A 13,516-nucleotide genomic window follows, 5' to 3' on the forward strand; every position below is an offset into this window, starting at 1 on the left:
CTATTCACATCCTTCAGCTGACAAATATCTGCTTATTCAGTGCCAGAGGAACGCCATTGGCAATTCCCTGCCGGGTGTAATACATTTCCACCCTGCCGTCGTGCGCCCAGTAGGTGTCAGCGTAATATAGGGGAAGAACCGGCAGCTCCTGTGCATGGATCACCTGAATACGATCGATCAGATCCTCCCGTTTCTGCTCGTCTATCTCAGCCACCTCTCCGTCCAGCAGCTCATTGAGCTCCGAGTTCTCTGTGTAGCGGGCGCTGTTGAAGGTGTATCCATCGCCGGTCATCCTCTTCAGGATCTCGGGATCTGCACCCATGCCGCCGTGGCTGTTTAGAGCCAGATCGAACTTCCATTCAGTAACCATGCTGTCAAGGGTCTTGGAATCCACTGTGCGAAGGCTTATCATGAAGCCTGCATCCTCAAGCTGCTGGCGTATCAGCTCTCCTGCCCGCTCATTGATTGAGGTTACCAGCATCTCCAGTTTGACCGGACTCCCATCCACAGAGAAGTAGCCGTCCACCTTGGAGTAGCCCAGCTCCTCCATCAGCTCCTCTGTCTTTGCCGGGTCGTAGTCGTATGGCTCTACATCGGAATTGTACCAGTGGTTATCCACAGCGAAAAGGCCGGGGCTGGCCAGGACTCCGTAGCCGCGAGCGGCATTGTCCACCAGGGCCTGGCGATCGATGGCATAGTAAAGTGCCTGCCTGAAACGGGAATCAGATAGAGGCTCCTTCTTGTGATTGACCATGATCTTGGTGATAGAGTCATGGGAGGAGAGCATCACGGTGAAGCCCTCGTCTTTCAGGTTCTCTACCACCTCAGGAGGCACGTTTGCTGCGTTCACATCCCCTTTCTCCAAAGCGGCCGCAGACATCTCCAGGTTTACCTTGACGAACTTAAGCTGTTTCACTTTGGGGCTGCCGAGGTAGTAGTCGTCAAAGGCCTGATAGAGATAGCTTCCCTGGGACTGGTCATAGTCCACCAGCTGGAATGGGCCGGTGCCCACAAGAGCGGAATCCTCCCGAAACTCTGCGGGATCGTCTACGCCCTCATATATGTGCTCCGGGAGAATGGGAAGGGTTCCGGCAACCAGTTCCAGGAAAGGAGCATAAGGCTGGTTGAGGCTGATTCTGACTGTATAGTCGTCGACCGCCTCTGCCGTCTTTATGATGTCGGAGGAGACCCATATGTAGGGATGCTCTTTAATGTAATCGATGGTAAAGACCACATCGTCGGCGGCGAACCTCTCGCCATCATGCCAGAGGACATCCTCTCGCAGCTTGAATGTATAAGCATCATCTCCCTCCATCTCCCAGCTCTCGGCCAGAGCGGGGATGATGCCCTTTTCGTCCTTCCAGACCAATGTGTCGAAGATCAGGCTCATCCTCACATATCCTGGGCCGCGCGAGTAATGGCCGTAGGGCGATGGGTAGCCCCAGTCGCCGATATAGTCGGCAATGGTCAGCACCTGGCCATCACCGCCATCGTCTGCCTGGGCGGTGCAAAGCAATAATAGCAGCAATCCAGCTGCAACAAATCCAATCATTGGGAGGCATCTCATGGAGATGGAATCCCTGGTTGATGATCCGATAAGCATTTGAATTTCACCTTGGCAGTAGAATCTCGCAGGTTGTTTTAAGAACCTTTCCATTAGTAGTATGAATTAAAATCTATGAGTGAATAATAGTAACAATGTTATTCAGTTAGGCTCCTCGCTGTTGTTATGGGTGAACTTGCATCGGAAATTCTCTGTATCTTTTCGCCTATGTGGTGAACCGCTATGCTCTGACCCAACCACAGAGACACAGAGGAACAGAGGCCATATTCTCTGCCTGGACTCACCCACATAATTCAGCGAAGAGCCTTCAGTTATCTATGCCCAATCACATTACTCCTGCAATCTTGAGCAGATACATGCCGGCGTTCTGCATCTGAGATAGCATTGCCTGGTCGACCTTGAACTCCTTTATAGTGGAGACCAAGCTCTCCGGGCTGTCCGCATAGTCCATGGAATTCCAGCGAATGAATATGCCTGCAATCCCCAGCACTGCCTTCATCAGGGCAATCTTAGAATCAATCTTAAATATAACGAAAAAAATTAGATAATTTATGCGGTTCCATACCGATCGATAAACAGATGAGAGATAATGGATGTATTCAATCGAGACACGGGATTTAACCAAGAGTTTTGTGCTGTATAGAGGATTCCTGGATGCCATAAGAAGATCCGGAAATAGAGATATTCTGACCACGCTGGATAGAGTCAACATCAAAGTTCAAGAGGGGGAGGTCTATGGCCTTCTCGGTCCAAACGGAGCGGGCAAGTCCACTCTGATCAAGATACTGTGCACCCTTATTCTTCCGTCAGAGGGAGAGGCATATGTAAATGGCTATGATGTGGTGAAAGAGGGTCAGCAGGCAAGGGAGTCCCTGGGCTTTGTGACCACCGATGAGAGGAGCTTCTACTGGAGGCTATCGGGCAGAGAGAACCTGCAGTTTTTTGCCACTCTCTACAATCTTCCTCAGAGCGTCGTCAGGTCAAGAACAGAGGAGCTTTTGGATGTGGTCCGGCTCAAACACCGGGCAGATGAGCCCTTCTATAGCTACTCTGCGGGCATGAAGCAGCAGATGGCCATCGCCCGGGGGCTTTTAAACGATCCTGCAGTCCTCTTTATGGACGAGCCGACCAGAAGCCTGGACCCGGGAGCGGCAAGGAACCTGCGGAAATTCATCAAGGAGAAAATCGTGGCAGAGAAGGGCAAGACCATATTCATCTCCACTCATCAGCTGGATGAAGCGGAGGAGCTCTGCGATAGAGTGGCCATACTGGATGAGGGGAAGATCAAGGCAAATGGGAGCCCGTTGGAGCTGAAGGCCGGTCTTTCCCAGGGTTGCACTCTGGGCGATGTCTTCAGCCATTATACCGGCAAGGCATCGCTAGATGAGCAGTCGACGCCATTTCCAGTAAACATCCCCCGGCAGAAGAGCAGAGGGCGGGGAATAGGCAGAAGGAGGGGAATATGATCTTCGAGAAGGCATTCTGGTTCATCAAGAAGGGCTATATGTTGCAGTTGAGCTACAAGTTCGACTTCTTCTTAAGGCTGTTTTTCATGCTCTTCAATATACTGACCTACTACTTCATCGCCAAGCTGATAGGAGATGGGGCAGCCAAGTACCTGGAGCCCTATGGAGGGGATTATTTCTCCTTCGTCCTCATAGGCATGGCCTTTTCCGGATATCTGATGATCTCGCTCCGGAGCTTTTCCGAGAGCGTGCGAGATGAGCAGATGATGGGAACTTTAGAGGCCATGCTGGTGACCCCCACCAGCACATCGAGCATCATCGCCCTGTCATCCCTGTGGAACTTCATCTTCGCCTCCTTCCGGGTGCTGCTCTATCTGGTCATAGGCATACTCTTAGGAGTGGATATGACTCAGGCCAATGTTGGAGGCGCGCTATTGATCCTGGTCCTCACTATAATATGCTTCAGCAGCATAGGAATACTCTCGGCCAGCTTCATAATGGTCTTCAAACGGGGAGACCCGATTAACATGCTTCTGATGGGCACCTCTGAGCTCTTTGGAGGGGTCCTCTTTCCCATCGAGGTATTCCCGTCCTGGCTGCAGAGCATCTCTCACATCCTGCCCATCACCTACTCGGTCAATGGCATGAGGCATGCTCTCTTGCAGGGGTACTCCATCGGCGAGCTGGCTCCGGAGTTGCTCAGCCTGGTCCTGTTCTCGATCGTGCTGCTTCCACTGAGCCTGTTTGTGTTCGAGAGGGCGGTTTTAAAGGTCAAGGCAGAGGGAGGATTGGTGCAGTATTAATGGCGCTTTCAACAGAAAAGTTCAACAATGAGAAAAACCTACACCCATGCGTAGGAGATGAATCTAATATGGCTGATTGCGATCTATGTACCCGTGCTCGTCCAACACTTTATCCCATCAAGGCTCCGGTGCATAACCTGACCTATCCTGAGGGAGCCTATAAGGGAGTATGCGACATCTGCCTGGAGCATCTGGAGAAGGGCTGGCAGGAGCGCTTTGGGTCCAAGCCTGAAGAGAAAAAATAAATTAACTTATTTTTAACATAATTTTTCTTAGGATTCTGCTAGCCTTGGCTATGCCTGAAGATGATGATTATGAGGATGCAAAAGGAGGAGAAGATAGTAGTGGTATTGCTTTTCATGGCACTAGGCTCACTGGCAGCCGCCTTCTGGGCCTTCAGCCCTGAGGAGAGCTATACCCCTGCCTCTGGGGATATGGGATCCGGGGAGAATTCCCGCTCCCCTCTCATCACTCTGGACGGCCGGATCACAAGCGCAGAGAATACCAGGAGCGGCGGCAATCTGATCTTAAACCTGGATTCGACAGCAATGCCCGTTTTCATTCCCGCCAGCTCTGGGGCAAAGGAGCTATCAGCTCAGCTTCAGAAGGATACGCGGGTGAGGATCACCGGAACCATAAATAGTTATCAGGGCAAAGATGAACTGAAGGTATCCAGAAAAGCAGATGTCCAGCTGCTGGAAGGATGATCCATCCCGGGAGAAGATCCAAATGACGGCTAATCTAATTCTGATAGGTAACAGAGAGGAGGAGAGTTGAAGGCGCTCGTCCTGGGAGGCACGGGAAGAATCGGCTCGGCGGTGGCCTGGGATCTGGCCAGGTACGGCGGAGCCGATGTGGTGGGAATCGCTGGCCGAAGAGAGAGATCACTGCAAAAGACCCTTGATTGGATAGGTAGCGACCGAGTTGTACCCCACCTCATCGATATCTCCGATCCCAGGGAATCCAGAAGGCTGATGCAAGAGTATGATATTGGGATCATCGCCCTTCCCGAGAGAAGGAGTAGCTATAGAGCGGTGGAGACGGCGATAGGCGCAGGCCTGGATGCTGTGGACATCCTGGAGGAGTATCACCGCCGACCGGATCCCTATGAGAAGGAGGGTTTGGCAGCACCAACGGGCATGACCCTGGACGATTATGGCGAGTCGTTGCACAAAAAGGCTATTGATAGCGGTGTTGCCCTTCTGGATGGCATGGGATTTGCCCCTGGACTCTCCAATGTCACCCTGGGCGAGGGAATCAGAAAGGTGGGAGCCAAAAGGGCGGTGGCCCGGGGTGGGGCGGGATTCCCTGCCGAGAGGCAGCGGCCCGCCACCCATTGCAGTATATGATCACCTGGTCCTTTGATCATGTTCTGCGCGAGTACATGGTCAGGGTCAGGGTGCTGGAGAACGGCCAGGTGGTAGAGGTGGCGGCAACCTCAGGACGGGAGAGCTTCCGGTTCCAGGAATGCGGAATCGATGAGCAGCTGGAGTGTGCCATCACCCCAGGGATGCCCAGCTTCCTGTACACCCACAACCATATGGAGAGCTTCTCTGAGAAGACGGTTCGCTGGCCGGGCCACTGGCAGGCCATTGACACCCTGAAAGAGTGCGGCCTCTTGGATATTGCTCCTATAAATTATGCTAGTCAGTCCGTCTCCCCCCGGGACTTCTTCTTGAATTTGATAGAGCCGAAGCTCAGACCCCTGCCCGGTGACGAGGACGTCTGCGTCATGTGGAACACTGCCTGGGGAAGGGATGAGCAGGCCGAATACTTCATGTGGACGGGCGCAGACAGCAAAAACGGCATATCTGCCATGGCCAGGGTGACCAGCTCCTCCGCAGCAATTGCCGCCAGGCTTCTGGCCCAGGGCAGGATCAAGAAGAAGGGAATTGTTGCTCCGGAGGAGGCCTTCAAGGATGAAGCCTATAGCGATCTCATGCGGGAGCTGGAAAGAAGGGAGATCAATATAGTGGAAGCGATAAAGCCCGTGAAAGCAGAAACAACGCTGAATGCCTGAAAGCCAGGATGAAGAGAAGAAAGGAGCGAGAAAGAGGAGATAGATCTTGATCATAACCCTTCTTTCCGACTTTGGCTCCTTTTATCCCGCTCAGATGAAGGGGGTGATCCTCTCCCGGCTGCAGGGCAAATCAGGAAATATCGCTGGCAAGATAACCTTCGTGGATATTGCCCATGACATCCCCGCACAGGATGTGAGGGCGGGGGCGTTTGCTCTTCTCTCTACGGTCAGGTTCTTTCCCCCTGGAACCATTCATATTGCAGTGGTCGATCCTGGGGTGGGGACAGCCAGGCGGAGCCTGGTGGTGGAGAGCGGCGGCCAGATGTTCGCAGGACCTGACAATGGCCTTCTCATTCCCGCCGCTCGCTCCCTGGGAAGGCCGGTGGCCTATGAGATCACCCCCCATCCTGGGGCCTCCAGCACCTTTCACGGCAGGGATGTGTTCGCCCCCGCTGCGGCCCTCATCGCCGCTGGCCAGCCACCGGCAAGCCTCGGTCCCAGGGTCCGGCCTGTGGACCTTGATTTTGGCGAAGCAAAAAAGACTGCTCACGGCCTTGAGGCCACAATCATTTATGTCGACCGTTTCGGCAACCTCATCCTGAACTTGCAGAGGCTTCCCGCCCAGGATATGATGCTCAAGGGAGTCAGGCTGAAGAGGGCGAGAACCTATGCCGAAGGGCGGAGGATCGAACCACTTATAACCCTGGGGAGCCATGGCTTTGCAGAAATTGCGATCAACCAGGGAAATGCCAGCGAGGCTTTTTGCCTGAAGGCTCAAGATCGCATCGAGCTGGAGGAGATTTGAGTTGTTTGGAATAGAGTTCGTTCCCGATGAATCGGTACTGAAGATCGGCTATATGGCGAAGCTGGCAGAGGATGCTGGATTTGGAAATATCTGGATCACAGATCACTACAATAATAGGGATGTCTGGACTACCCTCGCCGTACTCTCTTTATTGACCAATAAGATCTCGCTCGGAACGGGCGTCACCAACCCCTACACCAGGAATGCGGCCATCACTGCCTCCAGCATCGCCTCCATAAACGAGCTCTCCGGCGGGCGGGCAATCCTGGGCATAGGTCCCGGTGACAAGGCCACATTCGATAAGATGGGAATCGACTGGGACAAGCCCCTCTCCAGGGTTAGGGAGACTGTCCTGGCGATCAGAGCCTTCCTGGCTAAAGAGCAGGTCAGCCAGGCGGGGTTCAAGGGGGCTCAAATGTCCTTTACCACCTCGAAGATACCGATTTATATCGGCGCTCAGGGTCCCAAGATGCTGGAGCTGGCCGGGGCGATCAGCGACGGGGTTCTGATCAATGCCTCCCATCCCGATGATTTCAAGTTCGCTGTGCCCATGATCCGCGCGGGAGCTGAAAAGGCAGGACGCAAGCCTGAGGACGTCCAGGTATGCGCTTATGCCAGCTTCAGCGCCGACAAGGACCCGGCCAAAGCGGTGAACGCCTCCAAGATAGTGGTGGCCTTCATCGTCGCCGGATCGCCGGAGAATGTGCTGGAGAGGCACGGCATAGGAATGGATGAGGCCAAGGCCATATCGGACGCTATCTCCCGATTCGACTTCAAAGGGGCGATGGATGGCGTGACCCCGAGGATGACCGAGGCCTTCTCCATATCTGGAGCGCCTGCAGACTGCAGGGCAAGGATAGACGAGCTTTTATCGACCGGAGTCACCCAGATTGTGGTCGGCTCGCCCATAGGCCCCAATAAAGAGAGCGCCATAAAGCTCATCGGAAAGAAAGTCATCGGAAAATAGGCCAGAAAGGAAGGTCAAGGCTATGCGCGGGCTTTACATTGGGCGATTTCAGCCCTATCACCTCGGCCATCAGGCAGTTCTAGAGGAGATCGCACGAGAGGTTGATGAGATAGTGATAGTGATCGGAAGCGCCCAGGAGAGCCATGGCCCGGAGAACCCCTTCACCAGCGGGGAGAGGATGGAGATGATCTATGCCGCGCTTGGCAAAGGGGAGCTGCGGAAGAGGTGTATCGTCACCACCCTGCAGGATATCAACCGCAACTCATTGTGGGTCTCACATCTGCAGTCCATGGTGCCCTGCTTTGACCTGGTCTACTCCAACAACCCCCTGGTCATCCGGCTCTTCTCCGAGGCGGGGGTTGAGGTGAAAAAGCCCCCCCTGTATCAGCGGGATGTGTACTCCGGATCGGCCATCCGCGCTCTCATGCGGGAGAGAGGAGACTGGGAGAGGCTGGTGCCTCCGGCAGTAGCGGGTTTCATCCAGGAGATCAACGGGGTAGAGCGGCTCTGCCAGGTATCAAAGAGCGATAGCGTACATTCTGCGGATTCGGCGATGCATAACTCCAGTATGATTTAGCGGTGATGGAAAGTTCGTAAAGCTGGGGCAAAAAGGGCTAAACAGCCTACAAATGCTAACCGCAAAGCTGGCAGGCTAAACACTTGCAAATGTATATAACCGGATGATAGAATCTTTCAAAAGACATCCAAAACCAATGCATCCCACATCCCGCATGTCTCTCATCCGATATAGCATTTTTCACATCCTAGGCCGAACAACTTGATAATTTTAATTTGTTCTTCATTTAGATTAATGACCTCTCGATGAACCGATCCCTTCAGTTCAATAATTGCCTCATTTATATTCCTGAACTTTTGGAATATCCATTTCAACGTAGGACATTGCGTGGGTTTCCCTAGCTGGTTTAACACAGTTTCTCCTGATTCTTTCAGCCTCTTCCGAATCATCCATTCTGCAATCGAATAGATCAACAGAGATAGAACCATTATCATGGATAGAGCTTCGATCCTTTCCTCTTTCTTGAGATAGACTTCTGCCACTCGGAAGCTTTTGTCTTTTAGGAATCGAAAGCCTTTCTCGACAGCGTTTTGGCCTTTGTAATATTGAAGCATCAATTCCCCCTCGAGAGTCTTATCGTTACTCGCCAGGACGAATCTGCCAAGTCTAGATCTCTCGTTAGCGATCGTTGCCTCATTTCGCTGAACTTCTCCTTCAATGAGATAGCCTTTCTCAAGCTGCTCATCCTTCTTTGGACGGCCTCTCTTTGAGTCGATGCGTTTGGAGATTTCACATATACTTAAGCCAGTTAGTGTGAAATGAGGATTTTCCGATATCCATCGATCTGCAGCCTTTCTGGCATCAGCTTCACACGCAAAAACTATATATCCCAGTTTCTTAAGCGATTTTCGCGCTTCAGTGAACTCTTTGCCGATCCGTCTATCGAAAGTCTTTGCCTTACTAGCATGCATTTCTCTGGAATCGACCACAACCCACTTCTGATCTATTCCTCCATAGTTAATTTCCGTCTCAAAGATACTATATCGATCATCAGAGCATGTTTTCATCTCTAGATCTAGTCTCTGAAGATCTTTAACCTCACGAACGGTTGTTGGAACGCGAGTTATCCATAGAGTGCTATCGCCAAGAAGACGAATATTCTCGGAACTGAAGAGGGCGCTATCTGCCGCAAAGTAGTTCTTTCCGGAGAAGTCCAGATTAGACTTGAACATCTGAATCGTCTCAATAAGAGTTTTCTTATCCGATTTATTTCCTGAATGGGCCTGGACAAAGAGAGGAATACCGCATTGATTGGTCACCATGCTCACAATGAACTGTTTTAGATCCCAGCGACCGTCTTTAGGATGACCAAGAGTTATCTCCATAGCAGGATTGCAGTCCAGTCCTTCGTAATCGCCATGAACACCAAAACTCGTGGTATCAACATGGTAGATATTAGTGCCAAAAGCGAGCTGTTGCATGCATTTCATGGCTATATTATTGAAAAGAGCCGTCGAGCCAAATTTATTGATCCGGTCGAGGGTTCTGCCGACAACATCCTCGTTAAAATCTTCTGGGACAACACCAGGATTAAAAAGACGTTCTAGCGCTAAATTTTCAAAGTAGCTGGGAAATATATACAGTCTGCGTTCCGCGAAACCCAATCCGTTGATCACCATTGCTTTTATTATCGCAGAATGGCTCAGTTTGCAGTTACGAGTCTTAGGAATCGATTCATCAATCACCTCTGAAATTCCCAAAGCATCGAATATCGCGGCAACTAAACCTAAGTGGTCAAGCGATAGCGTTGATAATTTCATTTCAAGCCCCTTCATATCCCTTTTCCACTTAAAAGATCATGTCAACATAAAAATGTTTCATAAAAGAAATGCCACCTGCGGGATGTGGGATGCATTGCTTGGCATGTCATTTACAGTAATCAACTGTGATCGTCGTCCTGGAGTGTCTCCATTGAACCATAAGTAGTGGTAACCAGGCGCCGCAATGCCGAAATCATAGTATACAACCGTTTGATCCGGGTAACTCTCATACATCCTGAGATTCCCTTTCTCGTGGATGAAAATGACTTCCTGCAGCCATCCTCCAAGAGGACATGTCGAATACCATTGCCAGCCTCCTTGAGTATTTATCCAGAGCATAGGTGCATTTTTAGGAAATGAAGAGACAAAGGTTCTCCATTCCAGCATTATCTGGTTGTAGTAGACGAGAGATGGTGCTCCAGTTAGTACATTATAGTTCAGCAATGCATCTTTTTCAGAATCAGACGGCTCTGGAAAAACATATGCTTCTGCACCAGATATGGGTGCTGTGGCAGCAGGCTGAGTTGCTGATGCCGATGTTGTCTGACTATTTGCACTTGATTCTTTTGGATAAGCATTGAAGCTGGATCCGTTCGAGCCGGCATAGCTTCCGTAAGATGTCCCCATGTATGGCGTTGAAGAATAGGTAACCGAGATCTCTCCATAACTGCCAGCCGCTGCTTCACCGGGATCGACACCGGGGCCAAGAATATCATGAGCATCCGAACAACTCACAAGAATCAGGGTTGAAATTAAAAGCAGATAACACAGTTTGCAGGTTATAAACATCAACATCCCTCCACGATAACTTCCTCATGCTTCCGAGATTTATATGAATTTTGATCCTCTATGGCGATCCTAATGGCTTCCTAATCAATCGGTTGGAAATCTTCTCCAGATGCATCTTACCTCCTTTTGCCAACCAAAATGCAATCTCCTCTCATGAAATCCCATGCATCGCAAGATGATCCTCCTGGAAATGTGCAAATACCGTTGTTATATAGATTGCCTCGTTGAATGCAGAACGCTTCAGCAGGATCATTCGGTTCTTTGATTTTTGAAGTCGCAATATCCATTTCTTCTGATGGTGATACATCAAAAACCAGAACATTGCTTGGTATATGGTCTACTGTAATTAATTGTATATGTCGTCCTGGAGTATCTCCGTTAAACCATATGTAGTGGTAATCCGGTGTTGCATAGCCGAAATCATAATACATAACCGTTTGATTCGGATAAGTCTCATACATCCCTAGCTTTCCGCTCTTGGGTATGAACATGATTTCCTGTAGCCATCCACCTAGAGGACACGAGGAATACCATTGCCAGCCGCCTTTGGTTTTTACCCAGAACATCGGCACATCTTGAGGGAATGAGGAAACAAAGGTTCTCCAATCAAGCATCATATTATGATAATAGACGAGTGATTGTTCTCCGCCTGGGACAGTATAGTCCAATAACACGTCTTTTTCTGATTCTGTTGGCTCTGAGAAAACATATGCTTCTGCACTAGATGCGGAAGCTGCGACAGCAGGCTGAGTTAATGATGCTGATTTTGTTAGGTTATTTGCTTTTGTTTTTTTTGGATACGTATTGAAACGCCCATGAGCCCAGGCAGGGGCTCACACGTGACGGATGGAAAACCAGATATTTTAATCCGTCCATGTTAAGTCTGATATGGGCAGTGAAGGCTGACAAGTTTATGGGACGCTTGATCCCGCGATTGAAACCAGCCAATATCCCTCGAATACGGGACTGCGTCATAGAACGCGTATGGGAAATTATCCCATATAAGGGAATGATCATCTGCCCATATCAGGCAGAGACATATATGAAAAAACGAAGAGAAAGAGTTTGCGGTGCAGATGTCCATAAAGATCTGATCGTTGCCACAATAACTGGCGACGAAGTGCCGTCGATTCGAGAGAATTTTGGGACAACAAAATCCGAGCTTGATAGATTCAGAAACTGGCTTGCAGACAACAAATGCGAACAGGTTGCATTTGAAGCTACAGGAGTCTATTGGATCCCGATTTATGATGTTCTGAGCCGAACCATAGATACCATTGTTGCCAATCCGCTGCAGATAAAGTCCATTCCAAACGATAAATCAGATTCAAAAGATTCAAAGCGTATTGCAACTCTGTGCTTGAATAATCAAATCAAGAGATCTCGGGTTTTTTCCGATGAAGACCGAGAGCTCAGGAACCTAACGCGAGCCAGGTCAGGATATGTCAAGACACGAACTCAGTTCAAGAATCGGATACACAAATATCTCTCATCAAACGGCATTAAACTCAGCTCTTCTATGGACGACATATTCTGCAAATCAGGAACACATATCATAAGAGGTCTGGCTGAAGACAAGCCCGTCGAAGAGATCCTGAAAGGCATACCCTCCGGAAAGATCAGGAAAAAGCAAGACGAGATCAGATCAGCACTTGCCAATGAACTGAGCGAGACAAATCGAATGCTGATCAGCGATTCTCTTGAAATCATGGACAATGTCGAATCCAAAATAGAGAAGACAAGCCTAAACATTCTGAAAAAGATTCAAAATAAGAGCAAGGATCTGGCTATCGTTATGTCCATTCCTGGAATCGCATTTATCTCAGGTTCGGTCATCCTGTCAGAGATCGGAAATTACAGAGATTTTCAGACCCCTGAACAGCTGGCGAAATGGTGTGGCCTCAATCCTGGAGAAAATGAATCTGCCGGCAAAAAGAGGAAATGCGGGATCACAAAGCGCGGTTCCAAGTATATCCGAGTTGTACTTGTCGAGGCTGCCCAGACAATAGCTAATATGAAAAATACAGGGCTGTCCAGATTCTACAAGAGGCTGAGCAAAAAGAAGGAGCACAATGTGGCAATCGTTGCCGTAGCCAGGAAACTCATCTGTCTGATTTATCATCTTCTGATCAACCAGGAGTTCTATCAAGAGGTTGATTGCAGAAAGAGGAAAAAAGGTCGAAATGAGTCCTGCCATGAACCTTCTTTGAAGGATGAGCATCTGACGGATAAGGTAGCTGCAATTGTAGATGCCTTTTATGGAATGAGCGATAGTAGCCGGAAGAAGGCTCTCTTGCGAGCGCTTGAAGATATTTCTGTGAACAAGCCCGACCAGAAAAGGTCATCTGATGGAGGTGGATAGCTAGCCTCTTGCATTTGATTTTTTTTTGGTTTTCCATGGGAAACTAGAATCCTTTGGGCCCATATTGCTACCGTAAGGTGCTCCTATGTATGGCGTTGAAGAATAGGTAACCGAGATCTCTCCGTAACTACCAGCCGCTGCTTCACCAGGATCGACACCGGGGCCAAGAGCTTGAGGCTCCGAACGACTCATAAGAATCAAGGCTAAAACTAGAAACAGATAGCACCATTTGCATGATATTATTATCCCTCCATGATAGTTTTATCGTACCTCCGATATTTAAACATATCTGATGAGGATTCCTAAAACCCATGTTTTTAGCCATAAAACGGAACCGAATGCATAACTTAACCGAGCCTCTCATTTCTAAATTGGGCTTTATAGGAATCCTCTAGACCTTTAT

General features: G+C 49.8%; 15 protein-coding genes. 10 read left to right on the forward strand and 5 right to left on the reverse strand.

Annotated features, from left to right (window positions below; all coding sequences use genetic code 11):
• Positions 1–13 precede the first annotated feature (13 nt).
• Both MCON_RS10140 and MCON_RS16280 read right to left on the reverse strand, forming a co-directional pair.
• Complete coding sequence (locus tag MCON_RS10140) at positions 14–1,552, reverse strand: ABC transporter substrate-binding protein (RefSeq protein WP_013719880.1); 1,539 nt, start codon at positions 1,550–1,552, stop codon at positions 14–16.
• A 337-nt stretch (positions 1,553–1,889) separates the two neighbouring features.
• Entirely contained in the window at positions 1,890–2,063 is a 174-nt protein-coding gene (locus tag MCON_RS16280) for a hypothetical protein (protein ID WP_157863779.1), read from the reverse strand.
• A gap of 94 nt (positions 2,064–2,157) precedes the next feature.
• Here MCON_RS16280 and MCON_RS10145 point away from each other — a divergent pair, with 94 nt between their 5' ends.
• The 9 genes from MCON_RS10145 to MCON_RS10180 all read left to right on the forward strand — a co-directional run bounded on the left by MCON_RS10145 (position 2,158) and on the right by MCON_RS10180 (position 8,202).
• Positions 2,158–3,030, forward strand: a complete 873-nt coding sequence (locus MCON_RS10145) for an ABC transporter ATP-binding protein (RefSeq protein WP_013719881.1) — start codon at positions 2,158–2,160, stop codon at positions 3,028–3,030.
• On the forward strand, positions 3,027–3,833 hold the full coding sequence (locus MCON_RS10150) for an ABC transporter permease (protein ID WP_013719882.1): 807 nt from the start codon (positions 3,027–3,029) through the stop codon (positions 3,831–3,833). The genes MCON_RS10145 and MCON_RS10150 overlap by 4 nt, the downstream gene beginning before the upstream one ends.
• Before the next feature lie 68 nt (positions 3,834–3,901).
• Positions 3,902–4,078 carry a F420H2 dehydrogenase subunit FpoO gene (gene fpoO, locus MCON_RS10155; protein ID WP_013719883.1) on the forward strand — a complete coding sequence of 59 codons (177 nt, stop codon included), beginning with the start codon at positions 3,902–3,904 and terminating at the stop codon, positions 4,076–4,078.
• A gap of 69 nt (positions 4,079–4,147) precedes the next feature.
• Complete coding sequence (locus tag MCON_RS10160) at positions 4,148–4,540, forward strand: single stranded DNA-binding domain-containing protein (RefSeq protein ID WP_048132327.1); 393 nt, start codon at positions 4,148–4,150, stop codon at positions 4,538–4,540.
• A gap of 66 nt (positions 4,541–4,606) precedes the next feature.
• Entirely contained in the window at positions 4,607–5,182 is a 576-nt protein-coding gene (locus MCON_RS16555) for a saccharopine dehydrogenase NADP-binding domain-containing protein (RefSeq protein ID WP_202795796.1), read from the forward strand.
• Positions 5,179–5,853 carry a saccharopine dehydrogenase family protein gene (locus MCON_RS16560; protein ID WP_232844276.1) on the forward strand — a complete coding sequence of 225 codons (675 nt, stop codon included), beginning with the start codon at positions 5,179–5,181 and terminating at the stop codon, positions 5,851–5,853. The genes MCON_RS16555 and MCON_RS16560 overlap by 4 nt, the downstream gene beginning before the upstream one ends.
• 46 nt (positions 5,854–5,899) lie before the next feature.
• Positions 5,900–6,658, forward strand: a complete 759-nt coding sequence (locus MCON_RS10170; RefSeq protein ID WP_013719885.1) for an SAM hydrolase/SAM-dependent halogenase family protein — start codon at positions 5,900–5,902, stop codon at positions 6,656–6,658.
• A 1-nt stretch (position 6,659) separates the two neighbouring features.
• Positions 6,660–7,625, forward strand: a complete 966-nt coding sequence (gene mer / locus MCON_RS10175) for a 5,10-methylenetetrahydromethanopterin reductase (protein WP_013719886.1) — start codon at positions 6,660–6,662, stop codon at positions 7,623–7,625.
• 22 nt (positions 7,626–7,647) lie between these two features.
• Positions 7,648–8,202: a nicotinamide-nucleotide adenylyltransferase gene (locus MCON_RS10180; protein WP_013719887.1), complete on the forward strand. Its 555-nt coding sequence runs from the start codon at positions 7,648–7,650 to the stop codon at positions 8,200–8,202.
• A 161-nt stretch (positions 8,203–8,363) separates the two neighbouring features.
• Here the strand turns inward: MCON_RS10180 and MCON_RS10185 are convergent, their stop codons facing one another.
• The 3 genes from MCON_RS10185 to MCON_RS10195 form a co-directional block, all read right to left on the reverse strand.
• Positions 8,364–9,962: an IS1634 family transposase gene (locus MCON_RS10185; RefSeq protein WP_083804763.1), complete on the reverse strand. Its 1,599-nt coding sequence runs from the start codon at positions 9,960–9,962 to the stop codon at positions 8,364–8,366.
• 57 nt (positions 9,963–10,019) lie between these two features.
• Complete coding sequence (locus tag MCON_RS16285; RefSeq protein WP_013719888.1) at positions 10,020–10,751, reverse strand: hypothetical protein; 732 nt, start codon at positions 10,749–10,751, stop codon at positions 10,020–10,022.
• A 116-nt stretch (positions 10,752–10,867) separates the two neighbouring features.
• Entirely contained in the window at positions 10,868–11,419 is a 552-nt protein-coding gene (locus MCON_RS10195; protein WP_157863780.1) for a DUF333 domain-containing protein, read from the reverse strand.
• A gap of 341 nt (positions 11,420–11,760) precedes the next feature.
• On the opposite strand from MCON_RS10195, the gene MCON_RS10200 reads away from it, so the two are divergent.
• Positions 11,761–13,113, forward strand: coding sequence for an IS110 family RNA-guided transposase (locus MCON_RS10200; RefSeq protein WP_048131613.1), 1,353 nt, complete (start codon positions 11,761–11,763; stop codon positions 13,111–13,113).
• Positions 13,114–13,516: the final 403 nt, after the last annotated feature.

Source organism: Methanothrix soehngenii GP6 (assembly GCF_000204415.1).
Classification (GTDB): domain Archaea; phylum Halobacteriota; class Methanosarcinia; order Methanotrichales; family Methanotrichaceae; genus Methanothrix; species Methanothrix soehngenii.